This is a genomic window from Lactobacillus sp. B4015 (assembly GCF_026536055.1).
Taxonomy (GTDB): domain Bacteria; phylum Bacillota; class Bacilli; order Lactobacillales; family Lactobacillaceae; genus Lactobacillus; species Lactobacillus panisapium.
Genome location: NZ_JAFNOY010000001.1, coordinates 170650 through 194002, shown reverse-complemented (window position 1 = coordinate 194002; position 23353 = coordinate 170650). Strand labels below are relative to the sequence as shown.

22 protein-coding genes are annotated in these 23353 nt (G+C 38.2%); 18 read left to right on the top strand and 4 right to left on the bottom strand.

Annotated features, from left to right (window positions below):
- The first annotated feature begins 31 nt into the window (after positions 1-31).
- On the top strand, positions 32-1456 hold the full coding sequence (gene araA, locus J3U71_RS00980; RefSeq protein ID WP_267392344.1) for an L-arabinose isomerase: 1425 nt from the start codon (positions 32-34) through the stop codon (positions 1454-1456).
- Between the two features lie 132 nt (positions 1457-1588).
- Entirely contained in the window at positions 1589-2623 is a 1035-nt protein-coding gene (locus J3U71_RS00975; RefSeq protein WP_267392343.1) for an aldose epimerase family protein, read from the top strand.
- A 240-nt stretch (positions 2624-2863) separates the two neighbouring features.
- Here J3U71_RS00975 and J3U71_RS00970 read toward each other — a convergent pair whose 3' ends face one another.
- Positions 2864-3454: a TetR/AcrR family transcriptional regulator gene (locus J3U71_RS00970; protein ID WP_220268410.1), complete on the bottom strand. Its 591-nt coding sequence runs from the start codon at positions 3452-3454 to the stop codon at positions 2864-2866.
- A gap of 156 nt (positions 3455-3610) precedes the next feature.
- On the opposite strand from J3U71_RS00970, the gene J3U71_RS00965 reads away from it, so the two are divergent.
- From J3U71_RS00965 to J3U71_RS00955, 3 genes are read left to right on the top strand one after another with little or no spacing between them, the layout of a single operon-like run.
- Positions 3611-5446, top strand: a complete 1836-nt coding sequence (locus J3U71_RS00965) for a beta-glucoside-specific PTS transporter subunit IIABC (protein WP_267392341.1) — start codon at positions 3611-3613, stop codon at positions 5444-5446.
- 14 nt (positions 5447-5460) lie between these two features.
- On the top strand, positions 5461-5766 hold the full coding sequence (locus J3U71_RS00960; protein ID WP_220268408.1) for a hypothetical protein: 306 nt from the start codon (positions 5461-5463) through the stop codon (positions 5764-5766).
- 8 nt (positions 5767-5774) lie between these two features.
- Positions 5775-7190 (top strand): 6-phospho-beta-glucosidase, encoded by a 1416-nt coding sequence (locus J3U71_RS00955; protein ID WP_267392340.1) that lies wholly within the window; start codon positions 5775-5777, stop codon positions 7188-7190.
- 129 nt (positions 7191-7319) lie between these two features.
- On the opposite strand, the gene J3U71_RS00950 is transcribed toward J3U71_RS00955, so the two are convergent.
- The gene (locus J3U71_RS00950) at positions 7320-8774 is read right to left on the bottom strand and encodes an FAD-dependent oxidoreductase (RefSeq protein ID WP_267392339.1); all 1455 of its coding nucleotides are present in this window, start codon (positions 8772-8774) and stop codon (positions 7320-7322) included.
- Positions 8775-8876: 102 nt separating this feature from the next.
- On the opposite strand from J3U71_RS00950, the gene J3U71_RS00945 reads away from it, so the two are divergent.
- Positions 8877-9791: a LysR family transcriptional regulator gene (locus J3U71_RS00945; RefSeq protein ID WP_220220084.1), complete on the top strand. Its 915-nt coding sequence runs from the start codon at positions 8877-8879 to the stop codon at positions 9789-9791.
- 34 nt (positions 9792-9825) lie between these two features.
- Here J3U71_RS00945 and J3U71_RS00940 read toward each other — a convergent pair whose 3' ends face one another.
- Positions 9826-11139: an APC family permease gene (locus J3U71_RS00940; protein WP_267392338.1), complete on the bottom strand. Its 1314-nt coding sequence runs from the start codon at positions 11137-11139 to the stop codon at positions 9826-9828.
- A 209-nt stretch (positions 11140-11348) separates the two neighbouring features.
- Between J3U71_RS00940 and rbsK the strand changes: the two genes are divergently transcribed.
- The 11 genes from rbsK to alr all read left to right on the top strand — a co-directional run bounded on the left by rbsK (position 11349) and on the right by alr (position 21573).
- The gene (rbsK, locus tag J3U71_RS00935; protein ID WP_267392337.1) at positions 11349-12263 is read left to right on the top strand and encodes a ribokinase; all 915 of its coding nucleotides are present in this window, start codon (positions 11349-11351) and stop codon (positions 12261-12263) included.
- Between the two features lie 152 nt (positions 12264-12415).
- Positions 12416-13324, top strand: coding sequence for an L-lactate dehydrogenase (locus J3U71_RS00930; RefSeq protein WP_103752335.1), 909 nt, complete (start codon positions 12416-12418; stop codon positions 13322-13324).
- Between the two features lie 390 nt (positions 13325-13714).
- On the top strand, positions 13715-14374 hold the full coding sequence (locus tag J3U71_RS00925; RefSeq protein ID WP_220232245.1) for an amino acid ABC transporter permease: 660 nt from the start codon (positions 13715-13717) through the stop codon (positions 14372-14374).
- Positions 14355-15029: an amino acid ABC transporter permease gene (locus tag J3U71_RS00920; protein WP_220232244.1), complete on the top strand. Its 675-nt coding sequence runs from the start codon at positions 14355-14357 to the stop codon at positions 15027-15029. Before J3U71_RS00925 ends, J3U71_RS00920 begins: the two co-directional genes overlap by 20 nt.
- A 9-nt stretch (positions 15030-15038) precedes the next feature.
- Positions 15039-15779, top strand: a complete 741-nt coding sequence (locus tag J3U71_RS00915; protein ID WP_267392336.1) for an amino acid ABC transporter ATP-binding protein — start codon at positions 15039-15041, stop codon at positions 15777-15779.
- A gap of 9 nt (positions 15780-15788) precedes the next feature.
- On the top strand, positions 15789-16631 hold the full coding sequence (locus J3U71_RS00910) for a transporter substrate-binding domain-containing protein (RefSeq protein ID WP_220234759.1): 843 nt from the start codon (positions 15789-15791) through the stop codon (positions 16629-16631).
- Positions 16632-16745: 114 nt separating this feature from the next.
- A complete protein-coding gene (locus J3U71_RS00905; RefSeq protein WP_103752340.1) occupies positions 16746-16991 on the top strand; it encodes a type B 50S ribosomal protein L31 in 246 nt (81 codons plus the stop codon).
- 133 nt (positions 16992-17124) lie between these two features.
- Positions 17125-18492, top strand: a complete 1368-nt coding sequence (locus J3U71_RS00900; RefSeq protein ID WP_103752341.1) for a UDP-N-acetylmuramoyl-tripeptide--D-alanyl-D-alanine ligase — start codon at positions 17125-17127, stop codon at positions 18490-18492.
- 10 nt (positions 18493-18502) lie between these two features.
- A complete protein-coding gene (locus tag J3U71_RS00895) occupies positions 18503-20008 on the top strand; it encodes a DEAD/DEAH box helicase (RefSeq protein WP_103752342.1) in 1506 nt (501 codons plus the stop codon).
- A 78-nt stretch (positions 20009-20086) separates the two neighbouring features.
- Positions 20087-20440 carry a holo-ACP synthase gene (gene acpS, locus J3U71_RS00890; RefSeq protein ID WP_220268398.1) on the top strand — a complete coding sequence of 118 codons (354 nt, stop codon included), beginning with the start codon at positions 20087-20089 and terminating at the stop codon, positions 20438-20440.
- A 2-nt stretch (positions 20441-20442) separates the two neighbouring features.
- On the top strand, positions 20443-21573 hold the full coding sequence (gene alr / locus J3U71_RS00885) for an alanine racemase (RefSeq protein ID WP_267392335.1): 1131 nt from the start codon (positions 20443-20445) through the stop codon (positions 21571-21573).
- 271 nt (positions 21574-21844) lie between these two features.
- Here alr and cbpA read toward each other — a convergent pair whose 3' ends face one another.
- Positions 21845-22552 carry a cyclic di-AMP binding protein CbpA gene (cbpA, locus tag J3U71_RS00880; protein WP_103752345.1) on the bottom strand — a complete coding sequence of 236 codons (708 nt, stop codon included), beginning with the start codon at positions 22550-22552 and terminating at the stop codon, positions 21845-21847.
- Between the two features lie 234 nt (positions 22553-22786).
- Between cbpA and pth the strand changes: the two genes are divergently transcribed.
- On the top strand, positions 22787-23353 hold the full coding sequence (pth, locus tag J3U71_RS00875) for an aminoacyl-tRNA hydrolase (protein ID WP_220234756.1): 567 nt from the start codon (positions 22787-22789) through the stop codon (positions 23351-23353).

Here is a 23353-nt window from a genome sequence, read left to right as displayed (position 1 = left end):
ATTATTTTAATTAAAAAGGAGAGTTTATATTATGTTAGAAGTACCTAAATATGAATTTTGGTTCGCAGTTGGAAGTCAACACTTATATGGTGAAGAAACCTTGAAGGAAGTTGCAGAAGATGCTAAAAAGATTGCAGATGGCCTAAATAAAAATGGAAATTTGCCATATAAGATTGTTTTCAAACAAGTTTTAACTACAGCGGATGAAATAACCAAGTTTATGAAAGAAGCTAACTATGAAGATAAAGTAGCTGGCGTCATTACTTGGATGCACACATTTTCACCAGCAAAGAACTGGATTCGTGGCACAAAACTTTTACAAAAACCATTATTGCACTTTGCAACACAATATTTAGATTATATTCCTTATGACACCATTGATTTTGACTACATGAACTTAAATCAAAGTGCCCATGGTGATCGTGAATATGGTTATATTAATGCCCGTTTACAAATGCACAATAAGATTATTTATGGCCATTGGCAAGATCCAAAAGTAATGAAACAAATTGCTGACTGGGAAGATGTTGCTGTTGCCTATGATGAGTCATTTAACTTAAAGGTTTGCCGGTTTGGCGATACGATGCGTGACGTTGCAGTTACTGAAGGCGACAAGGTTCAAGCTCAAATCCAATTAGGCTGGACAGTTGATTACTATGGCGTAGGCGACTTAGTTGATGAGATGGCTAAAGTTAAAGAATCAGAAGTTGATGATGAATATGCTGATTTAAAGTCTCGTTATATTATGGTTCAGGGCTCAATGGATGAAGCCGCATATGAAAAGACTGTTCGCTATCAATTGAGACAATATATTGCCATGAAACGCTTCTTAGAACGTGGGGGCTATACTGCTGTTACTAGCAACTTTGAAGACCTACACGGTTTAGAACAACTTCAAGGCTTATCGGCTCAGTTATTAATGCGCGATGGTTACGGCTTTGCCGGTGAAGGTGACTGGAAGACAGCTGCATTATTGCGGACAATTAAGATTATGACCCATAATCAAAAGACTGCATTTATGGAAGACTATACGTTAGACTTGCGCCCAGGTCACCAAGCAATTTTAGGCTCACACATGTTGGAAGTTGATCCTTCGATTGCTTCAGAAAAACCACGTGTTGAAGTTCATCCCCTAGATATTGGTGGTAAGGCAGATCCTGCACGTTTAGTCTTTTCTGGCTCTGAAGGCGATGCAATCGATGTCACCTTAGCTGATTTTAGAAATAACTTTAAGTTAGTTACATATGCAGTTGATGCCCATAAGGCTGAAAAAGAAACACCACATTTACCTGTTGCTAAACAATTATGGACTCCAAAAGTTGGCCTTGAAAATGGCTCAAAGCAATGGATTCAAGCTGGTGGTGGCCACCATACAGTCTTCTCATTCGCAGCAACTGAAGAGCAAATAACAGATTTAGCTACTCTATACGGCGTAGATTTATGTAGTATTAATTAGAAGTAACTAATCTGTACAAAGAATAAAATCCCTATATATTTCATGAAAAGCAATTAAATATTTATCTAAATACACTATTTCAATTATCTTGTTGAAGTAGTGTATTTTGCTAAAAAGAACAGGAGAATAAAAATGAAGGTAATTAAAGAATTTTTTGAAAAATATCAAGATCACGATGTTACCAAGGTAACTTTGGAAAATGACAATGGTGTTGCAATTTCGTGCTTATCAATGGGTGCAACTTGGTATGAGTTTTTAGTGCCACAAGAAAATGGCCAACAGAAAAATTTGATTATGAATTTTGCTCATTGTGCTGATTATTATGCAAATGGACTTTGTTGTTGTCAGGGAATTGGTCGTGTAGCTGGCCGAATTAAAAAAGGTCAATTCACTTTAAACAACAAGCAAGTTCAAGTACCAACAAATGAGAATGGAAATACTCTCCATGGTGGTAAAGGCGGTTTTCGCTTTCTGAATTGGTCGGTAGCAACAGAGCAGACCGATGATAGTGTCAGCGTCATTTTCAAAAAGATAATCGATGAAAACACGGATGGTTTTCCTGGCGACTTTAAAGCGACAATCACTTACACGTTAAATAATCAAAATCAGGTAACAATTTCTGAAAAGGCAATTAATGGTGGAAAGGCGACACTATTTAATCCAACTATTCATGTTTACTTCAATTTAAGTGATGCATCCAATCTAGATTCACATGAAATTAAAATCAATAGTCAGAAATACTTACAACTAGATTCTCAGTTGATTCCAACAGGCAAAATGTTACTGACCGCCAATACCCCATATGATTTTCATGAATTTAAAAACCTAGCTACTGCAATTAGAGAAAACGCTGGTTTTGATGATGCATTTGTTATTGATGGACCAGAAAATGAAATGAAGGAAGTAGCAATCCTGCGTGAAAAAGAAAGTGGTCGTCAAGTTAAGATTACTAGTGAATCAAACTGTCTAGTGATGTATACGATGTCGCAAGAACAACCAGGAGTCAAGTTTGTGCGCGATCAGGGGATTGTTGCTCAGCCAAGTGAAGCAGTTGCGTTAGAAGCGCAGGTTTTGCCTGATGCGATAAACCACGGTAACTTTGGCAATATTATTCTGCCGGCAAATGAAACTAAAACACATAAGATTATTTTTAGTTTTAGTAATTAATGGGCAGGCAATTTAGTTAAAACATTTTGGAAAAGCTGCCTTTAATTTGAATAACTATTGTTAATTCCAAAAGTTAGGATAATTCAATAGATCTTAGCTGAGGACTAACGCCGATATAAACTTGGTGTTAGTCCTTTTTTAACCATGATTATTTTAATATAGATGGCACAAACGATTATAAGATAGTTTGATCATAATAAAAGTCTCAAAGTTGTTTTAACTTCGAAGTCCATGTCAAAACTATAATTTAGCTCTTTTTTCAAAAGCATAATAAGATCCAGTACGTAAACAACGTGTGATGATATTGGCAATTTCATCAACTGGTGCGGAAGGGTTTGTCTCAATCCACCAGAGTATAACTTGCATTGCCGAAGAAGCAAATAGGTTAGCCTGTAATTGATGATATACGGTTAATTCTTTATCCAATGAATAAACATTTTCCTTAAATTTTTCGGCGAAGATTGTTTGCATTTTGTTAAAAACTTCATCTTCTAAGTTAGGTGACCACATGACTTTTAGCCATTCGCGATGATGATAAATTGGTAATAAAGCCTTGGGAAGATCTGCCTCATATCTTTTTAAGTCATAGTTTTTATTCATAAAAGAAAGATCGAGTCGCTGCGAAAAGTTCTCCAAGGTGCTATCGATAAAATGCTGTCGTAAATCGTATTTATCATTGTAATATTTATAAAAAGTCGATTTATTAATCATCATTGCATCTGTTAAGTCAAGAATTGTAATTTTAGAAAAGGTTTTTTGCTTAATGCAAGACACAAACCCACGCTCAATCATTATCTTTGTTTTCTTAATTCGTAAATCTGTTTTGTTCATTATTATTTCCCATTTCACTACTTGGATAAAGTCGATTTTTTAAGTTAAACAACGAAAGCACTATTATAGTTGATTAAACAACTTTTATCATCATTCTTCTGGTTTTTCGCTCCTTGTTTTAATGATACAACTAAGTTAGAAGAAAAGAGGTAAAAAATGAGTCATATCAACAAAATGGCCAATCAAATTAAAGCTTTGATTGGTGGCGAGTCCAACATTCAAGCAATCACGCATTGTTCAACTCGCCTTCGAATTAATGTTAAGGATACTAAACTAGTTAAGTTAGCCGAAATAAAAAAGATTGAAGGAGTGGTCGATGCTTTATTTAGTAATGGTCAGCTTCAAATAATAATTGGAACCGAAGTCCCTCGGGTTTATGATGCCTTCATGTCTGGGCTATCTGAAAAAACAAGCCCACAAAAAGATGAGCATACTAAAAACAAAGAAGGAATTTTTTCTAGCATAATCGATTTTATTTCTAGTAGTTTTACGCCGATATTGCCTGCCATAATTGGTGGAGGGCTACTTAAGGGAATAATTGCCATTTTTGTAGCATTTAATTGGCTTTCTGAGAAAAGTATAGATTACCAAGTATTGGCTTTAATTGCAGACGCAAGTTTTCAATTTCTTCCAGTTTTATTAGCTTATACTTCAGCGAAAAAGTTAAAGGCTAACCCCTACATTTCAGTCACTTTGGCTGGTGTTTTGCTGAGTCCTACTTTTCTTGGTATGATCAATAATCAAACAAAAATCGTATTATTTGGATTGCCAATTAGGTCAGTAAATTACACGTCAAGTGTTATTCCAATTTTATTAATTGTTTACGTACAATCAAAAATAGAGAAGTTTCTTAATCAAAAACTTCCATCCACAATTGGTATGTTTTTGACACCAACTATTTCAATTTTTATCAATGCGGTATTGGGCCTAATCATTTTAGGACCAATAGGAGCTTATATAGGAGATTATCTTGGTATGGCAATAGGCTTTATGAATAGTCACGTTCCCTGGCTTGCACCAACCATCTTGGGAGCTTTTTCACCACTATTTGTTATGCTGGGTGTTCATTATTCCCTTTTTCCAATAGCATTACAATCAATTTCACGTTTTGGCTATGATTCCTTTTTGACGCCTTCAGGTTTGGTGGCTAATATGGCTCAGGCCGGTGCCGGCTTTGGTGTTGCCATTAGAGCCAAAAATCAAAAGTTAAAGTTTACAGCATATTCTACTTCAGTAACTGCTTTACTAGGAATTACTGAGCCACTATTATATAGCGTAAATTTGAAACTCAAAAAGCCGTTATATGCAGCAATTATTGGTGGAGCTGTTGGAGGTTTATATGCCGGAATAACTTTTGTAACAGCTACTGCAATGGCAAGCCCTGGTATTTTAGCTTTGGCTTTATTTGCTAAAACACTTAGAAACTTACTTAATGCTGTAATTGCAATGGTAATTTCATTTACAGTTTCATTTGTATTATCTTTAGTATTTGCTCGAACAGATGGGCAAAAAAAGAAAGTCAAAAATGGTAAATCTGAGACGCTAGTTAGTGCCACTGACGGAAAAATTGTTCCTTTAGCTAATGTTAATGATCCACTATTTTCGACTGAGAAGATGGGTAAGGGCGTAGCTATTAATTCAGCTAATGGCGATATTTATGCCCCGATTGCAGGTACAATTACAGCAGTTTTTCCTTCTAAGCATGCTTATGGAATCAAAACTGCAGATAATCTTGAAGTTCTGATTCATCTTGGAATTGACACAGTTGAGTTAAAGGGAAAATATTTTACATCTTTTGTTAAACAAGGACAAGAAGTAGACCAAGGTCAAAAAATAGCTCATTTTGAGTCTAATTCAGTTAAAAAAGCCGGTTATAATCCCATAGTTATAATAGTAATAACAAATGATCAAGGTCAAATACCGCAAACTTGTGTAAGTGCTAACCAAAAAGTAACTAAAGGAACTCCCATTATTAAGCTAGAAAAGAAGTAACTATAGTGTATCAGATGAGAATATATACAATTAAATCAAAAGACAATGCCGAACAATATTTTAATGTTCAGTGGTCAAGACATATCGTTAGTTTAAGAAAATTTAATATTGTAGCTTGTTCAGTCTTTTTAGAAAATAAGCCAGATGCAAATGACTGCTATCGGATTGTTGCCATAGTTAAGGGAAAGAGTGAAGAGCAACTTTCGACTTCTAATGATGAATTTATGCAAAGTAATGAATTTAAACAAGATATGCAAGACTTTCCAATGCAGACAATTAAAAATGTTGAAACAATCAATTTGACTAGAAAGGAACTATAGCAGAAATAATGAAGAATGATTTTTTATATGGTGTAGGAACATCTGCTAGTCAAATCGAAGGCGCCTATATGGCAGACGGTAAAGGTTTAAGCATGGCAGATCTTTTACCGGTAAACAAAAACGAACGATTTAAATGTGTTAAAGATGGTAGTTTTGCTTTAGCTAATTATGATGCTAATAAAAAATATTATCCCGCACATAATGCAATTGATTTTTTTCATACATATGAGGAAGATATTGAACTTTTAGCTGGATTAGGCATTAATTCTTTCCGTTTATCCATTATGTGGTCACGAATTTTTCCTACAGGAGAGGAAAACGAGCCCAACCAAGAGGGGCTTGACTTTTACGTTAAAGTCATTGATGAATGTCTTAAAAACCATCTTGAGCCAATTGTGACTATCAGTCATTTTGATACTCCAGTTGAACTAATAAAAAAATACGGTGGCTGGTTTAATAGAAAACTGATTGAAGCATATTTAAGGCTATGCAAAGCGCTTTTTAGGACTTTTCAAGGAAAAGTTCATTATTGGATTACTTTTAATGAGATAAACATGATTTTGCAATTACCGTTTGTGGGTGGGGGGCTTTGTTTTAAGACCAGCGAGAATAGAGAGCAAAAAATGTATCAGGCAGCGCATTATCAACTAGTGGCTTCCAGTGCTGCAACTAAGTTAGCTCATCAAATTGATTCTAAAAATAAAATAGGCTGTATGCTTGCTGCTGGTGAAGTTTATCCTTATTCTTGTAACCCACAGGATGTTTTTGCAGCTTTGCAGAAGAATCGCGAACAATATTTCTTTTCTGATATTCAAGTACGTGGATATTATCCCTCATATGCTAATGAACTATTTAAACAAAAAAATATTAAGCTAGATATCCTGCCCCAAGATGAAGAAATACTAAAAAATACTGTTGATTTCGTCTCTTTGTCATATTATTCAAGTCGCTGCACTACAACAGATCCACAGGTACAAAAAAATGTTACTGATGGTAACGCATTTGAGTCTGTCAAAAATCCATATTTAGATACCTCTGAGTGGGGATGGCAAATTGACCCACTAGGTTTTCGGATTACGCTAAATAATTTATATGATCGCTACCAAATACCGATGATGGTGGTCGAAAATGGTTTAGGCGCAGTTGATACTTTAACTAGTGACCGTAAAATTCATGATTCTTATCGTATTAATTATTTAAAGAATCACTTAAACGCGCTGCAAGAAGCAAGAAAGGATGGTGTAGACCTATTGGGTTACATGGCATGGAGTGGAATTGATGCAATTAGTGCATCTACCGGCGAAATGCGCAAACGGTATGGCTTTATATATGTCGATTATAATGATAGAGGCCAAGGCTCAGGTAAGAGGTTTAAAAAAGATTCATATTACTGGTTTAAAACTTGGCTGGCAGAGGAACGTTAGTCTTAATTAAAAATGAGCTTAAACAAAAAAGAAGCTTCACGCTGTGATTCTATAGTGACGGTAAGCTTCTTTTTTACATATTTTTTTAGCAGAAAAACTAATTTTTCAGCATTAATCTAATATCTTTATTTAACCCTTAATTTGATCGTAAATTACGTTAGCGACATGTTTGCCGGAATAGAATACAAAGCCAGCTTCAGTTCCTGGCATATTTGGACCATATGTATCACCAATTAACATTCCCGCTGCATCGTTACCCGCAGCGTATAATCCTGTAATTGGTTTACCATCTTTATCCAATACCTTGTGCTCAGTATCAGTTTTGAGACCACCCATTGTACAAAAGGCGCCGATTCCTAACTCAATTGCATAAAATGGTCCATTTTCGACGGGTATCATGAAGTCCGCTTTTTTACCAAAGTCTAAATCTTGACCATCATGAGCAAGTCGATTATAACGCGTAACGGTCTTTTCTAAATCGACCAACCCGATCTTTTGGGCCAGTTCGTGAACTGAATTTGCCTTAGTCAGGTAAGGTGCATTCTCGGCAAAGGCTTGCTGAATTTCTTCCTTAAGGTGCGGTAAACGAGTATCGTGGTAATCCCAAGTACCCATTGGCTTATAAATGTGTTCGTCATTCAAATAATCAATCGTGCTTTGATCCAAAATGGTAAAGACCTTGCCCTGAGTAAAGAGGGCATTGCCAGCTAGGGCGAAGTTATCGACAACCTCTTCGTTAACAAACCGCTCGCCGTTTTCGTTGACCCAAAGAAGAGATTGCTGGTCTGCTGCTCCGTTTAATTCGGAATAACGGTAAACGTAACCTGGCTTGGTGTGGTCTTTGAGGTAACCTCCAAAGAGCATGGCAGTTCCCATCGCATATTTTTGTGCACCAGCAGCCCAAGCAAGTTTTAAACCATCTCCCGTATTCTTTTCAGAATTAACAGGGATTAATTGGTCCGGGTCATAATGGGTTTCGTTTTTAATTAATTCTTGATTGTTTAAATAGCCACCGGTTGCTAAAACTACTGCCTTAGTGGCAACGGTCTTTTGACTATGAGTAGCGAGATCTTCTAAAACTACGCTGGTAACTTGACCATCTTGATCTAAAATAACTTTGGTTACAGTAGTTGAGGTAACTACATCGGTTCCTTGCTCTTTTGCTTTCGGTTCTAAAACGTTGTGGATAACAGCCTTGCCTAATCCTTTGAATAAATGCCATGTGCGATAGCCGCTGCCTAAAGGAGCAACATCAAGATATTCTACGCCAAGATCTTTTAACCATTTAATGATATCTGCCGAAGCAGCAATGTATTCCTGCCAGACTTTTGTATCTGCACGATAATGAGAATAATTTAATTCCTCATTAAGGACATCTTCTTTAGTCAGCTTAACATGATGCTCTTTTTGCAAATATGAATCTACTGCAAATGCGCCTTCAATGTATTCACCACTGCCGCCAGTATTGTGCCCTTTTTCAACTACTAAAACTGACAATCCCCGGTGACTTGCCTGATAAGCGGCTGTAAAGCCAGCAGCACCGCCACCAACAACTATAACATCATAATCATTTTTGATTTCCATATCAAAATCTCCTTTTCTCACCAAAAATTATAACCGCTTACAGCGTCAGTATGTTATAGTTATTTCAGTCGAGACTAGGACATTAAAGTACGGGTAAAACAAATGGATAGTGAACAAATAAAAGTATTTTTAGCGGTTGCTCAACAAGGTAGTTTTGGTCGAGTTGCTGAGCAGCGTTATGTAACGCAAAGGGCAGTTTCGCGCCAAATTTCACGATTAGAAAATGAAATTGGCGTAAAACTGTTTAACCGTACTAATAATCGCATCAGTCTTACACCAGCTGGTAAATATTTTGCTGGGCGAGCACAAGAGTATTTAAATAATTTTGATCTAACGGTTTCTGAATTGAAGCACATCTCTAAGTCAACGGAGCAGACGCTATCAATTGGCTACTTTTCGATTTTTGACGCATACATTATGGAAAAAGAGATTATTAATTATCGGAAATTGCAATTGTCGCCGAAGATTTCCTTTTTTACGATGGAAGAAAGCGTTGAGCACTGCCTGGCGGATTTGGTATTAAACAAGCTCGATTGTGCATACATTAACCATTATGGTAGTTATGATATTCCACAGGCAGAATTGTATGAATATGTTTCGGTGTATTCCAACGAAATGGTATTAGGAATCAGTAAACAGAATAAGTTAAGTCAGAAAAAATATATTGATGAAAATGATTTAGACGGCGCGACGCTTTTTTATTACAGTAGTGAAAACTCTGATTTTATGCGCAAGACATTTGCTGCTACTTTAAATAAAAATGAGCATAATTATCAAATTGAACGTGTCTCTTCAATTGAGCAGCTACTAACAAACACTGCGTTAAACCAGGGGATTTCTTATATTCCCCGAGGACTAATTGATTACATCATGCAGCCTAACTCGGAAATTGTGTACCGGCAGTTTCGTTCACAACAACAAAATCAAGAGTATGCGATGCAATTAATTTACTTAAAAAATAATCGCTCTCGTGCACTTAAAAGTTTTGTGCAATCGTTAAAGCAGTTCAGGATATAAAAATAAGCTTTGCCCACTTTTGGACAAAGCTTTTTTATTCTAGTTTTTTATTCTTTTTTTGGACATAAAGGTAAACGGGCCAGCCACTCAGCGTTAATAAAATGCCAATGATTGCTAAAATTGGCTGTGTCAAAGTTGTGGTAATAACAACAAACAATGCACCGCAGATTGCCAAAATCGGTGGTAGCGGGTACCAGGGGATTTTATATGGCCTTTCTAAATCTGGATGTTTTTTGCGCAAAGCAAAGACGCCAGTAAACAAGAGAATTGAAAAGATCCACGAAACGTAAACTAGCATGTCAGTTAGTGAATCAAAGGTCCCTGAAAAAATCATAATGGTTGCGATGATGCATTCAAATAACATGCTGTTAGTTGGAACGATTGTTTGATTATTTAATTTGCCAAAATAGTTTGAGGCTGGCAGTTTCTTTTCTTTACCTAAAACATAGGGCATTCTGGAGCCTAATAAGAGGTGGCCGTTAATGGCACCAAAAACCGATACTAAAATTCCGGCAGCGATAATGGTTCCACCTAGGTGGCCGAATAACTTTTGGGCCGTTAACAAGGCAGTACTTTGATTGCCGACTACTTGATTCCACGGAATAACTTTGACATAACTCCAATTTAGTAAAGTATAAAAAATGGTTACACCAAACAAACCCCAAATGATGGCCTGGGCTAAGGTCTTAGCGGGATTCTTGATTTCACTTGCAAGGTTACCTATACTAAGCCAGCCATCATAGGCAAAAAGAACTGCTAGCAAGGCTTGACCAAAAGCTGCCGTGCTACTGGCGGTAGTCAAATGAGGGCTAGGCGCACCTGCTAGTTGATTAGGACCTTGATAAAAAAGCGCGAAAACGATAATAGCAATAATTGGTAACAGTTTAATTACCAAAGCTATTTTTTGCACCTGTGAACTTAACTTGGAGCCTAACCAGTTGATTACTAGCACTGTTAACATGACAAGCAAAGCAATAAGTGTTGTCGAACAATTTTTAAATTGTGGAATTTCTTTTAGTTGCGTTGCAAAGACAATTGAGAGGGCAGCAATGTTGGCTGGATAATAAATGATAATTAGGGACCAGCCAAATAAAAAAGAAACTTGCGGACCGTAAATCTTTTCGAGATATTTCACTGGACCACCATCTTCAGGATAAACGGAAGCAAGTTCTGCAATACTGAGGCCGGCCATTAATGTGATAAAACCAGCAAGTGGCCAAACTAAAATACTGAGCCAGGCATTGTGTGTTAGCGATGAGATATTTGCAATTTTGAAAAAAGCACCGCCCCCAATCATGGTTCCCATGACTGTTGCCAAAGCAGCGAAAAAGTTGAGTTGTCTTTTCATAATAATTACCCTATTTAAAAATTACAATAATTAATTGTAATTATAGGCTATGCTGTCCGAAATAAAAAGTTTGCTTACATTTTTTTCAATTTATTTTTAAGATTAAATATAATAATACTTAAATCATTAATTTGAAAGCAATTTCAAGTGTGCTATTATTCTTTTAGAGAGCTATTTGGCAAGGTTGCCTTTGGTAATAAGGAGAGAAAATGACTAAGATTACTGTTATTGGTAGTATTAATCTAGATACCAATTTGCGCGTTAAGCAAATGGTTAAACCAGGCGAAACGATTCATGCAAAAGAGCATTATTCTGCTGCTGGTGGCAAGGGTGCAAATCAGGCCGTTGCTGCTGCTCGCTCAGGCTGCGAAGTTAACTTTATCGGCGCGGTTGGAAATGATGCACCCGGAAAAGAAATGCTAGGGCTTTTAAAGCAAGAAGGAATCGATACTTCTGGTGTAAAAGTGATTAACAATGAATCAACGGGCCAGGCATTCATCACCGTTGATGATGCTGGGCAAAACTCAATCACAATTTATTCTGGAGCTAACTCTGGCTTTAATGCTGATGATGTAGCTGAAAAGCGTGACTTATTGGGCCAAAGCGATTATGTGATTGCCCAATTTGAGACGCCGGTTGAAGCCACAATTAAGGGCTTTGAAATTGCACACGCAGAAGGAATAAAATCTATTTTGAATCCGGCGCCAGCGATGACCGAAATTCCTTCTGCTTTGTTAAAGCAGACTGATCTTATCGCACCAAATGAAACTGAGGCGGCTACAATTACCGGTGTTCAAGTACGTGACGAAGAAAGTGCTAAAAAAGCAGCAGCGAAGTTGCATGCTCTTGGCGTCGAAGCGGTGATTATCACCATTGGTTCAAAGGGTGCCTTTTATGATTACAATGGTCAAAGTGAATTGGTGCCAGCGTTTAAGGTTAAAGCCGTTGATACTACAGCTGCTGGTGATACTTTTATCGGTGCAATGACTAGTATCCTTAAGCCTGATTTTTCTAATTTAAAAAAGGCAATTATTTTTGCCAATAAGGCGTCATCGTTAACCGTGCAGCGTTATGGTGCTCAGCCATCGATTCCCTATAAAAAAGAAATAGAACAAGTTGACTAGATTTTTCGTAGTTTACGGGTCTTTTGACTAGCATAATCGTTAGATTAGTAAAAAATAGTTTAACTTAGACGTGGTAAAAATTATAATTAAGATGAACTTGTTGGTGCAGCATGAATTTAAGCTGTCCAATTAGCACAGAAAGGACATCTATTATGACTACTAAAATTGGTATTATTGGCGATGGGCACGTTGGCTGCACCGTTGCACATGAATTAATTGTTTCAGGATTAGTTGATGACTTGGTAATGATTGATCTTAATGAGGGCAAGGTTAACGCTGATGCTGTCGACTTTGAGGATGCAATGGCTAATTTACCCAACCACGTCAATATTACGGTTAATGATTACAGTGCACTTAAAGATGCGGAAATTGTGATCAGTACATTGGGTAAGATTTCTCTTGAGTCAAAGGGCGATCGTTTCCAAGAGCTTGAATACAATAAGAAGCAATTGCAGCCAATCACTGAATCAATTAAAAAAAGTGGCTTTAACGGTATTTTATTGGTTATTTCTAATCCAGTTGATGCTATTACCAACCTTTATCAACAATTAACGGGCTTACCAAAAGAGCGGGTTATCGGAACGGGTACACTGCTCGATACTGCGAGAATGAAAAAAGTGGTTGCTCATAAATTTGATGTTGATCCCCGTTCAGTTAGCGGTTTTGCCTTGGGTGAACACGGTAATTCACAGTTCACTGCTTGGTCAACGGTTAAGGTATTAGAAAAGCCTATTTCTGAACTTGCTAAGTCCGCTTCTTGGGAACTGACAGATTTAGAAGATGAGATTGTCCGTGGTGGTCAAACCGTCTTCATGGGTAAGCACTACACTAATTATGGCGTTTCTGCAGCTGTTGTTAGAATTGCTCGGGCAATTCTGACTGATTCACGGACTGAATTGCCAGTTTCAAGTTATCAAGAAAAATATGGCACTTACATGTCATACCCAGCAATTGTTGGGCGGTGCGGTATTGTTGCTCGCGTTGAATTAAACTTAACGCCAGACGAAGAAAGTCTTTTGCAAAAATCCGCTGAAACAATCAAAGAAAAATCTCAAGCCTAGTTTAAATTGTAATTAGTATTACTGGGTAAAGCGTCCTTTAAAATGGACGCTTTTTTATTGCCCTAATTGCTTGAATTACTAGGAAGAGTCGCGCAAAGCAATTTCATTGACAAAAAGTAAGTATAAGAATAGCATTAACTTTATCAACTGTTTTACTTGAAGGAAGTGCGATTATGGCTCAAATTTTAAACACTGTACAATGCAAAAATGTCTGTTTGTCTAACTCATTTGTATTTAGTCGGTGGGGAAATTTGTGTGTCGCTTAAAAACGGTTTAATTAGCAATCTGCAGTTCTAGTGTAATTTGCGGATTATTGTTTTTATTTGTTAGGTAAGACCCATGAATCCTCGCGATGATTGGGTCTTTTTCTTTTGGAGTGGGGGAGAGAAAATGAGCTGGCAGATCATTACTCAAAGTTTGCCAATTTTTTTAAAAGCCTTTGAACTGACCCTCTGGCTTTCCTTAATTGGAATCTTAGGGGCAATTATCGTTGGTGTGATTAGCAGTTTAGTGCAGTACTTTAAAGTGCCAGTCTTAAGCCAACTATTGGCGGCTTATGTTGAGTTAGCGCGAAACACGCCGTTATTAATTCAACTATTTTTCTTGTATTATGCTTTTCCAGTAATTGGGTTAAAAATGTCAGCGATGACTTGTGGCATCATTGGCCTGATTTTTCTTGGTGGAGCTTATATGGCGGAAGGATTTACCGGTGGGTTCACTGGCGTTAGTGCGACCCAAATTGATGATGGCAAGGCCCTCGGGATGAATAATCTTCAGTTAGCCCGTTATGTGGTTTTTCCACAAGGTTTTGCCTTAAGCATGCCATCTTTAACTGCTAATATCATTTTTCTAATTAAAGAAACTTCGATTTTCTCAGTGATTGCAATTCCGGAATTAACCAATACGGCACTTGATTTAATTGGAATGTATTATCGTTCCAATGAATATTTGTTAATGCTGGTGATTGCCTACGCAATTATTTTAATTCCGGTAATCCTAATCTTGAACTACCTAGAAAGGAGAGTGCGCTATGGCACATTCGGCGATTGATGTCATTTTTACCGGCAACAATTTTGCCAGAATCCTCGATGGTTTATGGACATCTGTCTGGATTTCGGTAGTCAGTCTTGCGGTTGGTCTTATTTTGGGCACTTTATTTGGTATTTTACGTACAATGCCAAACAAAATTATTCGGTTTATTTTGCGACTTTATTTAGAATTTTTCAGAATTGTACCAACAATTGTTTTGCTATATTTGTTCTATTATATCTTGCCGCGTAGTTTTCATATCGATTGGCCAGCCAGCTGGATGGCGATTCTGGCTTTTGCACTGTGGGTCGCCGCGGAATTTAGTGATATTGTCCGCGGAGCACTTGAATCTGTTCCGCTTGTCCAAAAAGAATCGGGACTTGCGCTGGGACTTAGTCCGACGCAACTATTTCGGTATGTTTTATTACCGCAGGCAATGAAACTCGAACTGCCAGCTACGATCAACTTGGCAACCAGAGTTATCAAAACGACCTCTTTATTGATGATGATCAGTATTATGGATGTCATTGCGGTCGGGCAACAAATAATTGAAGCCAATAACCAAAAATATCCGACAGCAGTCTTCTGGATTTACGGACTGATTTTCGTCCTGTATTTTGTAATCGATTATCCATTATCGCTTTGGTCAAAAAAGTTAGCTGCAAAACAGAAATAGGTGGATTAAATGACAAAAGAAATTTTGCGCGTTGAAAATTTAAATAAGTATTACGGAGATCGGCATGTCTTGCATGATATCAACTTTACTCTCCATGAAGGGGAAGTACTAACCTTGCTTGGCCCATCTGGCTCAGGGAAAAGTACTTTGATCAGGTGCTTGAATGGTCTTGAAGAATACAATGATGGGGCAATTTATTTTAAAAACCAAAAAATCACGCCATCGGCCAAAAATTGGCAAAAATTGCGGCAGAAGATTGGCATGGTCTTTCAAAGCTATGACCTTTTTCCTAATCTAACAGTAATGGAAAACATTTTACTGGCACCGACAAAAGTGCAAAAACGGCCTGAAGAAGAAGTCAAAAAAGAGGCGGAAAAACTATTAGCTAGAGTAGGTTTAACTGGCTATGTGGATTCATATCCACGGGAACTGTCAGGTGGACAAAAACAGCGAATTGCGATCGTACGGGCATTAGCTATGCACCCAGAAGTGATGCTATTTGATGAAGTGACAGCTTCACTAGATCCAGAGAAGGTGCGGGGTGTGTTACAAATCATGACAAACTTGGCCAAAGAAGAGCACAAGACAATGATTATTGTGACGCACGAAATGAACTTTGCCCGGCAAATTGCTGATCAAGTCTTATTTTTAGAAAACGGACAGATTTTAGAAAATACTCCGGGAAAGGACTTTTTCGCACAACCGCAAACAGCACGTGCGCGTGCCTTTTTGGCTAGCATGGATTTTTAAGGAGCAAGCATGAAAGTTAAAACAAAAAATAAGGTAATTAGTATAATTGTTGTTGCCGTAGTTTTAATTATTAGCTTTTTTGGGTTTAAATCCTCTTTAAATGAAAGTACGGGTGGCAGCGATAGCAGCGTTAGCGCAATCAAAAAACGGGGCGTTTTGCGTGTGGCAGTGTTTGGTGACTTGCCCCCTTATGGTTGGGTCGACGACCACGGCTTTCGCAGGGGGTATGACTTGCGCTTAGCTAGAAAAATGGCTAAGGATCTTGGCGTAAAGGTAAAGTTTACCCAGGTCAATGCCAATAACCGGGTTGATACGTTAAATTCAAATAAGGCCGATATTGTTCTTGCCAATTTCACGGTTACGCCTGAGCGAAAACAAGTGGTTGATTTTGCCAGACCTTACATGAAAGTTTCGGTCGGAGTCATTTCACCTAAAAGTGCGCCACTTAAAAGTGAGGCGGCTTTGAAGGGAAAGTCGATCATTGTTAATAAAGGGACAACCGCGGAAAACTATTTCACGGCAAGAGGCGGCGTCAATTTGCTGAAGTTTGATTCCAAAACGCAACAGTTTAATGCCCTGAAAAATAAGCGTGCGGCGGCTTTAGCCGATGACAACTCGTATCTTTATGCCTGGGTAAAGCGTAATCCAACTTATACGGTTGGAATTAAAAATATTGGGCCAAACCAGTATATTTCGCCAGCCGTGAAAAAAGGCAATAACTCTCTTTTAGATTGGACCAATAAAGAAATTACCAAGTTGACCAACCAGAAGTTCTTTACCGATGACTATAATAAGGAACTAAAACCATATTTTGGTAAGGAAGTTAAGCCGAGTGACATTGTTTTAGATTAAAGATGCTGGTATAATAATTAAGTCTTGAAATATATTTTGGAAAATGTTATTGTATTAGACGTTAATCGATTAATCTATGACTTGCAATAAAGTCATGGCAAAGGAGTAATAAACATGAAACAAGGCATTCACCCAGATTACCAACAAGTTGTCTTTATGGATTCCGCAACAGGTGCTAAGTTTGTTGCTGGTTCAACCTTAAAGTCAAAAGAAACAGTAGATTACGAAGGTAAAACTTACCCATTAATTCGGGTTGAAATTACTTCAGATTCTCACCCATTCTACACTGGCAAGCAAAAGTTTGCTCAAGCAGATGGTCGAATCGAGAAGTTCAACAAGAAGTATGGTATGAAGAAGTAATATCTTTGATCTGGTGGAAGCAGTCCCATTGGGGCTGCTTTTTTACGTAAAACGTTAATATTACGCTGCTAACTATAACTAATAGTGTAATATTGATTTTAGCGGAATTTCTTTTTAGCTAGGAGAAAATTAGATGAAAATGCAACTGGCAGAAATTGCTAAAGCAATCAACGCGAATTGTGAGGGCAACGACCAAACTGTTATTACTTCCGTTGCCTTTGACTCAAGAAAAATCGCTGAGGGCGGATTATTTGTCCCGTTAGTCAGTGATCGGGATGGACATGACTTTGTAAGCAGCGCAATTAATAATGGGGCTAGTGCTACTTTGTGGCAAAAAGGTCACCCTAATAAGCCCACAGATATTGCCGTCTTAGAAGTTGATGATCCATTAACAAGTATGCAAAAATTGGCGCAGTATTACCTAAATAAGGTTAATCCGACCGTAGTCGGCATTACTGGTTCAAACGGTAAAACCACTACTAAGGATATGACTGCGGCGGTTTTGGCCAAAAGATTTAATGTGCATAAGACAGATGCTAATTTTAACAATGAAATTGGCGTTCCAATGACCATTTTGGATATGAAGCCAAATACTGAAATTTTGGTTTTGGAAATGGGAATGGACCATGCGGGGCAGTTGCACCAACTTAGTGAATTGACTCATCCGGATGTTACTGTAATTACCATGATTGGTGAGGCTCACATTGAATTTTTAGGTTCACGTGAAAAAATTGCTGATGCGAAGATGGAAATTACCGATTTCCTGCGTGAGGATGGCGAACTTATTTACAATGGTGACGAGCCGCTTTTACGTGAGCGAGCTGAAAAGATTGACCAGTCAAAAGTTACTTTTGGTTTTGGTAAAAATGATACAGTGTATGCAACGGGTTTTAGAAGTTATAAACACCACGCCACATTCACGATTAACCAATCAGACTGTAAGTTTACTATTCCAATGATTGGTAAGCATAATGTTTCAAACGCCCTGTCTGCTCTTTGCGTTGGTCGCCATTTTGGTGAAAGCGACGAAGAAATTGCTACTGCTTTAGCTAGCTTTACCCCAACTGCCAACCGGATGGAATGGGAAAAAGGTGATGTGGGTGAGGACATTATGAGTGATGTCTATAACTCAAATCCGACTGCTGTCCGTGCCGTTTTAAGCAGCTTTGGTCAGATCCAGGTTCCTGAAGGTAGCCGGCGCATTGCTGTCTTGGGTGACATGCTCGAATTAGGTGACAGATCAGCTGAGCTTCATGCTGGTCTTGCAGATTGCCTTGATCCGCAAGTGATTAACGAAGTATATTTATATGGCTCAGAAATGAAAAATTTAGCTGATGCTCTAAAAGAAAGTTACGAGCCAGAAAATCTACATTATTATAAAAAAGATCAGATGCAGCCAATGATAGCTGATCTGAAAAATGATATTAAGCCGCACGACATTGTTGTCCTGAAAGGATCACATGGTATGCACCTCGAAAAAGTAGTGGAGCGGCTTAGATAAGGAGAACTTAGTGAAATTTTCGGAATTAGGATTAAATGATGAGCTTCTAAAAGCAATTAAACGTTCAGGCTTTGAAGAAGCAACACCAATCCAAGAACAAACAATTCCTCTTGCTTTAGCAGGCAAGGACGTGATTGGCCAAGCTCAAACAGGTACTGGTAAGACAGCTGCCTTCGCTTTGCCAATTTTACAAAACTTAGACAAACACAATAAGGTAATTCAGGCGTTAATCATTGAACCAACGCGTGAACTTGCTATTCAAACACAAGAAGAACTTTTCCGCTTAGGCCGTGATGAAAAAGCGCGTGTTCAAGTAGTATACGGTGGTGCAGATATTGGCCGCCAAATTCGGTCACTTAAAAACCATGTTCCAGCTATTTTAGTTGGTACCCCTGGACGTTTGCTTGATCATTTAAAACGCAAGACCATTAATTTGGAAAACGTCAACACAATTGTTTTGGATGAAGCTGATGAAATGCTTGACATGGGCTTTATTCAAGATATTGAAAGTATTTTGGGCTATGTCAAAAACCGTAAGCAAACATTGCTTTTCAGTGCGACAATGCCAAAACCAATTCTAAATATCAGCGAAAAATTCATGCATGACCCTGAAATCGTGCGGATTAAGACTAAGGAATTGACGGCTGACTTAATTGATCAATACTTTGTCCGGTCAAAGGACTCAGAAAAATTTGATATTATGTGTCGTTTAATTGATGTTGAAAGTCCAGATTTAGCGGTTATCTTTGTTAGAACTAAACGCCGCGTTGATGAAGTAACGCGTGGACTGCAAGCTCGTGGGTATAACGCTGCCGGAATTCACGGCGACTTATCCCAGGCTCGCCGAATTAGCGTTTTGAAACGGTTCCGTTCTGGTAAATTAGATATCTTAGTTGCTACCGATGTTGCAGCACGTGGACTTGATATTTCAGGTGTTACCCATGTGTACAACTATGATATTCCTCAAGATCCAGATTCATATGTTCACCGCATTGGCCGTACTGGTCGTGCCGGTCAAAACGGTAGTTCAATTACTTTTGTTACGCCAAATGAAATTGGCTACATGCGGACAATTGAACAACTTACTAAGAAAAAGATGACACCTCTTCGTCCACCATCAGATGACCAAGCTTTCCGTGGCCAATTAAAGGTTGCCAAATCCAAGATTGAAGACCTGATGAAGGAAGACTTGACCAAGTATACCGACGATGCTAGTGAGTTGTTAGAAAACTATTCTGCAATTGATCTTGTTTCTGCATTCTTGAAGAACTTATCTAAGGACTCATCAAACGTTGAGGTTAAGATTAGTTCAGAAAAGCCGTTACCTTATAAGGGTGGCGGTCGTCGTGGCGGCGGCCGTGGTCGTGGCCATTATAGTCGCGGTCGTAATGGCGGTGGCCGCGGCGGCTATCGTGGTGGTGACCGCGGTCATGGTGGTCGTGGCAACTACCGTGGTGGTCGCTCGAACCGTTCCGGTGGCAGCCATAATTTCGTAATTAAGAACAAAAAAGATTAATAATTTTACTAAAAAAGAGTTGTGGTCATGTGCAGCTCTTTTTTTGTATTATAATTTTCTCAAGTGAGGTAAGAAAAAATGATTTTTGGCGTGGGCATTGATGCAGTTGAAGTTGAACGAGTAGCCAAGATTGTCGCTAAGGGTGATGGTTTTGCCAAAAAAGCTTTAACCCCGAAAGAATTCGCACAGTATCAAAAAATGGTTGGTAAACGAAAAGTTGAATATTTAGGCGGCCGTTTTTCACTGAAAGAGTCTTTTTCAAAGGCAATGGGTACTGGCTTAGGGGAAAAAATCGGTTTAATGGATGTTGAAACCCTATGGGATGAAAACGGGCACCCGGTGACAACTTCGCCAAAATTCGATGGTCAAATTTTTTCGAGTATCACTCATGATAATCATGAAATAATAACTTTAGTTGTATTGGAGAAGTGAATATGGTTCCTGGAATACATCGTCCGGCAGCTGTTTATGTCGATTTAAGTGCAATTAAGCAAAATATTGAGCAAGAGTTAAACCACCTTGAGCCTGGGCAAAAATTATTTGCCGTAATTAAGGCTAATGCGTATGGTCATGGTGCCGTTAAAGTTGCTCAATTAGCCGCTAAAAATGGTGTCAGTGGTTTTTGCGTAGCAATTTTAGATGAGGCCCTTGAACTTCGCCGAGCGGGAATTACCCAGCCAATTTTGGTCCTGGGAGTTGCCCCTGAAGAATACGCTACTTTGGCGGCCAAAAATGATATATCACTGACCGTGCCTGACTTTGAATGGCTAAATACAGCAGACCAAGAGCTTAACAATACCGGTTTGCAATTGAAAATTCATCTGGCGGTTGATTCAGGAATGGGGCGGATTGGTTTTAGCGAGGATGAGGAATTTCTCCAAGCTAATGACTTTTTGCTTGATAACCCGCACTTCGAAGTAGAAGGTTTGTTCACGCACTTTGCTTCCGCGGATAGCAGTGATGATACCTACTTTAAAACCCAGGTAGAACGGTTCAGGCATCTTAAGAGTTTACTGAAAGTAAAACCTAAATGGATTCATGTGGATAACACGGCAGCCAGTATCTATGGTAAAAAGGTGCACAGTGATTTAGTTCGGTTTGGTATCGGGCTTTATGGCCTTAACCCATCCTCAAATCCAAGTACTCCGGATTTACCAGCACAAATTAGACTAAAGCCAGCATTATCTTTGGAGAGTGAACTAGTTCAGGTTCACACCATTCACAAGGGGCAAGGTGTTGGTTATGGTTCAACTTATATTGCTGATTGTGACCAAATTATCGGTACAATTCCACTAGGTTATGCAGATGGGTTTATCCGCAAATTTCAAGGCTTTAAAATCCAGGTCGGAGACGAATATTGTCCAATTGTAGGGCGGATTTGCATGGATCAGCTGATGGTACGTTTACCCTATGAGATACCGACCAAAACTAAAGTAGTTTTGATTTCAAATGATCCTACTGCTCCGAATAATATTAAGGCTGCGGCGGATTATGTTGATTCAATTCATTACGAAGTGGCTTGCTTACTAGACGACCGCTTGCCACGCATCTACCGTGAAGGATAAATTGGCTAGATATTTTTATTTAGTATTTCTAGCTTAAATGATTAAATAAATATCAGTCAAAGACTTAGAGGTACAATTTAGTCATGATGTATTAACTTATTTACTTGAAGAAAATAGTAAGGGTAGCCATCTGCCATCTAAATCTGTGTCCTTTAAAAGTTAAAAGCATACAAAAAGCGACTAATTTCTCAAACTAAGAGAGGTTAGCCGCCTTTTTGCTATTAGAAAATAGTTAATCTAACAAAGTTTTGCTAGTTACAATTATTGATAATTAATCATCAATTGGCTTACTCATGAATACGCCAGGATTTTCATCACTCATAATCGTCATCCCTGCCTGCAAATCTTCAATTTCTGCTACTACGTAGCTCTTTGCTTCCAAGCGCTTCACGATCAATTTCATCGTGTCTTCTGTTACTCCGGCTGGCAAAGTAAAGAGAATTCGCCGAACAAAATTGTCATTAACCTCGGCCGAGGAGGCATCGAGACTCATTACACCAGCAATTTCTGAATATTTACTAATTGCTTTTGCCATTTTAACTAAATTACCCCGAGAATTATCGGTTAAAACCGTCAAAACATATGACCCAGTCTTGATGTTCCAAGCATCAGATAACATATCAAGCAAGCGGGAGTGCGTTAAAATACCATAAAATTTATTTTCTTCGTCTAAAACCGAAATGTATGGTAAATCCTTAATTGTGAAGAAAACTTTAAAAAATGGTGAATTAACTTTAATTGTTTTGGTGGCGTTTTTGAGCAGGTAGGTAACCGGCAAACTCATGTCTTTACCCTGAGATTTATGGCGGTAGATGTGCATCTTATAAATGTTTCCGCGGAAAATCGTCCCAGTATCATCTAAGATAGGCACACACCGATAGCCAGAGTCTTCTAAAATTTTAAGTGCTTCTTCAAGTGTTGCGTGTTCGTTAACTGTAGTTAGATAATCTTTTTTGATAACTAAAGATTTAATCAGCATGAAACTGCCTCCATTTTAAAAATAATCTGATTAGTCAACCATCACTCAAATGGTTTTTATTAATTTTATTAAATAAAAATTAGAATAATTTTATTGAACAAATAGAGTTTAGCACGAGCTTGCCAAATTAAAAAGCTTTTTTACCGACTGAAATCAAAGTGTAATAGTCTTGGGCAATTTGCTTTTGGCTGGATGTGCTATTATTAAGTGCGACTAAAAGTAAGGGGTAATTTGATGAAAATAATTGCTGGCCTGGGTAATCCAGGCAGAAAATATGATGGTACAAAGCACAATACTGGTTTTATGGCAGTTGACCATTATTTACGGAAAAATGCGCTTGAACTTGAACGGGAAAAGTTCGAGGGTAAATATACAAAACAAAAAATTAATGGTGAAGATATTATCCTGCTTGAACCACAAACTTATATGAATGATTCTGGACGATCGGTCGCTCAGTTTGCCCGTTTTTTCAAGGTTGAGCCACAAGATATCTTGATTATTCATGATGATATGGATATGCCATTGGGCAAAATCCGCATTCGTGCAAATGGTAAATCAGGCGGTCATAATGGTATTAAGAGCATTATCCGTGATCTAGGTTCTAGTAATTTCAACCGCTTGAAAATTGGAATTCGGCACCCAGATAATGTTACTGAAGCTAGTGTTATTTCGTGGGTCTTGTCCCCGTTTAATGCTGAGCAAAAAGACTTAATGGATGCTGCTTTTGAAACTAGCAGTGAGGTCATTACCGATTTTATTGCTGGTAAAAGCAGTCAGTTTTTGATGAATAAGTATAACTAA

What these genes read in the sequence shown, in the direction of transcription:
- araA (WP_267392344.1), top strand. Translation starts at nt 32, where the DNA reads ATGTTAGAAGTACCTAAATATGAATTTTGGTTCGCAGTTGGAAGTCAA.
- rbsK (WP_267392337.1), top strand. Translation starts at nt 11,349, where the DNA reads ATGACTAAGATTACTGTTATTGGTAGTATTAATCTAGATACCAATTTG.
- J3U71_RS00910 (WP_220234759.1), top strand. Translation starts at nt 15,789, where the DNA reads ATGAAAGTTAAAACAAAAAATAAGGTAATTAGTATAATTGTTGTTGCC.
- J3U71_RS00950 (WP_267392339.1), bottom strand. Translation starts at nt 8,774, where the DNA reads ATGGAAATCAAAAATGATTATGATGTTATAGTTGTTGGTGGCGGTGCT.
- J3U71_RS00905 (WP_103752340.1), top strand. Translation starts at nt 16,746, where the DNA reads ATGAAACAAGGCATTCACCCAGATTACCAACAAGTTGTCTTTATGGAT.
- J3U71_RS00965 (WP_267392341.1), top strand. Translation starts at nt 3,611, where the DNA reads ATGAGTCATATCAACAAAATGGCCAATCAAATTAAAGCTTTGATTGGT.
- J3U71_RS00925 (WP_220232245.1), top strand. Translation starts at nt 13,715, where the DNA reads ATGAGCTGGCAGATCATTACTCAAAGTTTGCCAATTTTTTTAAAAGCC.
- J3U71_RS00955 (WP_267392340.1), top strand. Translation starts at nt 5,775, where the DNA reads ATGAAGAATGATTTTTTATATGGTGTAGGAACATCTGCTAGTCAAATC.
- J3U71_RS00915 (WP_267392336.1), top strand. Translation starts at nt 15,039, where the DNA reads ATGACAAAAGAAATTTTGCGCGTTGAAAATTTAAATAAGTATTACGGA.
- J3U71_RS00900 (WP_103752341.1), top strand. Translation starts at nt 17,125, where the DNA reads ATGAAAATGCAACTGGCAGAAATTGCTAAAGCAATCAACGCGAATTGT.
- J3U71_RS00960 (WP_220268408.1), top strand. Translation starts at nt 5,461, where the DNA reads ATGAGAATATATACAATTAAATCAAAAGACAATGCCGAACAATATTTT.
- alr (WP_267392335.1), top strand. Translation starts at nt 20,443, where the DNA reads ATGGTTCCTGGAATACATCGTCCGGCAGCTGTTTATGTCGATTTAAGT.
- cbpA (WP_103752345.1), bottom strand. Translation starts at nt 22,552, where the DNA reads ATGCTGATTAAATCTTTAGTTATCAAAAAAGATTATCTAACTACAGTT.
- J3U71_RS00975 (WP_267392343.1), top strand. Translation starts at nt 1,589, where the DNA reads ATGAAGGTAATTAAAGAATTTTTTGAAAAATATCAAGATCACGATGTT.
- J3U71_RS00945 (WP_220220084.1), top strand. Translation starts at nt 8,877, where the DNA reads ATGGATAGTGAACAAATAAAAGTATTTTTAGCGGTTGCTCAACAAGGT.
- J3U71_RS00930 (WP_103752335.1), top strand. Translation starts at nt 12,416, where the DNA reads ATGACTACTAAAATTGGTATTATTGGCGATGGGCACGTTGGCTGCACC.
- J3U71_RS00920 (WP_220232244.1), top strand. Translation starts at nt 14,355, where the DNA reads ATGGCACATTCGGCGATTGATGTCATTTTTACCGGCAACAATTTTGCC.
- acpS (WP_220268398.1), top strand. Translation starts at nt 20,087, where the DNA reads ATGATTTTTGGCGTGGGCATTGATGCAGTTGAAGTTGAACGAGTAGCC.
- J3U71_RS00970 (WP_220268410.1), bottom strand. Translation starts at nt 3,454, where the DNA reads ATGAACAAAACAGATTTACGAATTAAGAAAACAAAGATAATGATTGAG.
- J3U71_RS00940 (WP_267392338.1), bottom strand. Translation starts at nt 11,139, where the DNA reads ATGAAAAGACAACTCAACTTTTTCGCTGCTTTGGCAACAGTCATGGGA.
- pth (WP_220234756.1), top strand. Translation starts at nt 22,787, where the DNA reads ATGAAAATAATTGCTGGCCTGGGTAATCCAGGCAGAAAATATGATGGT.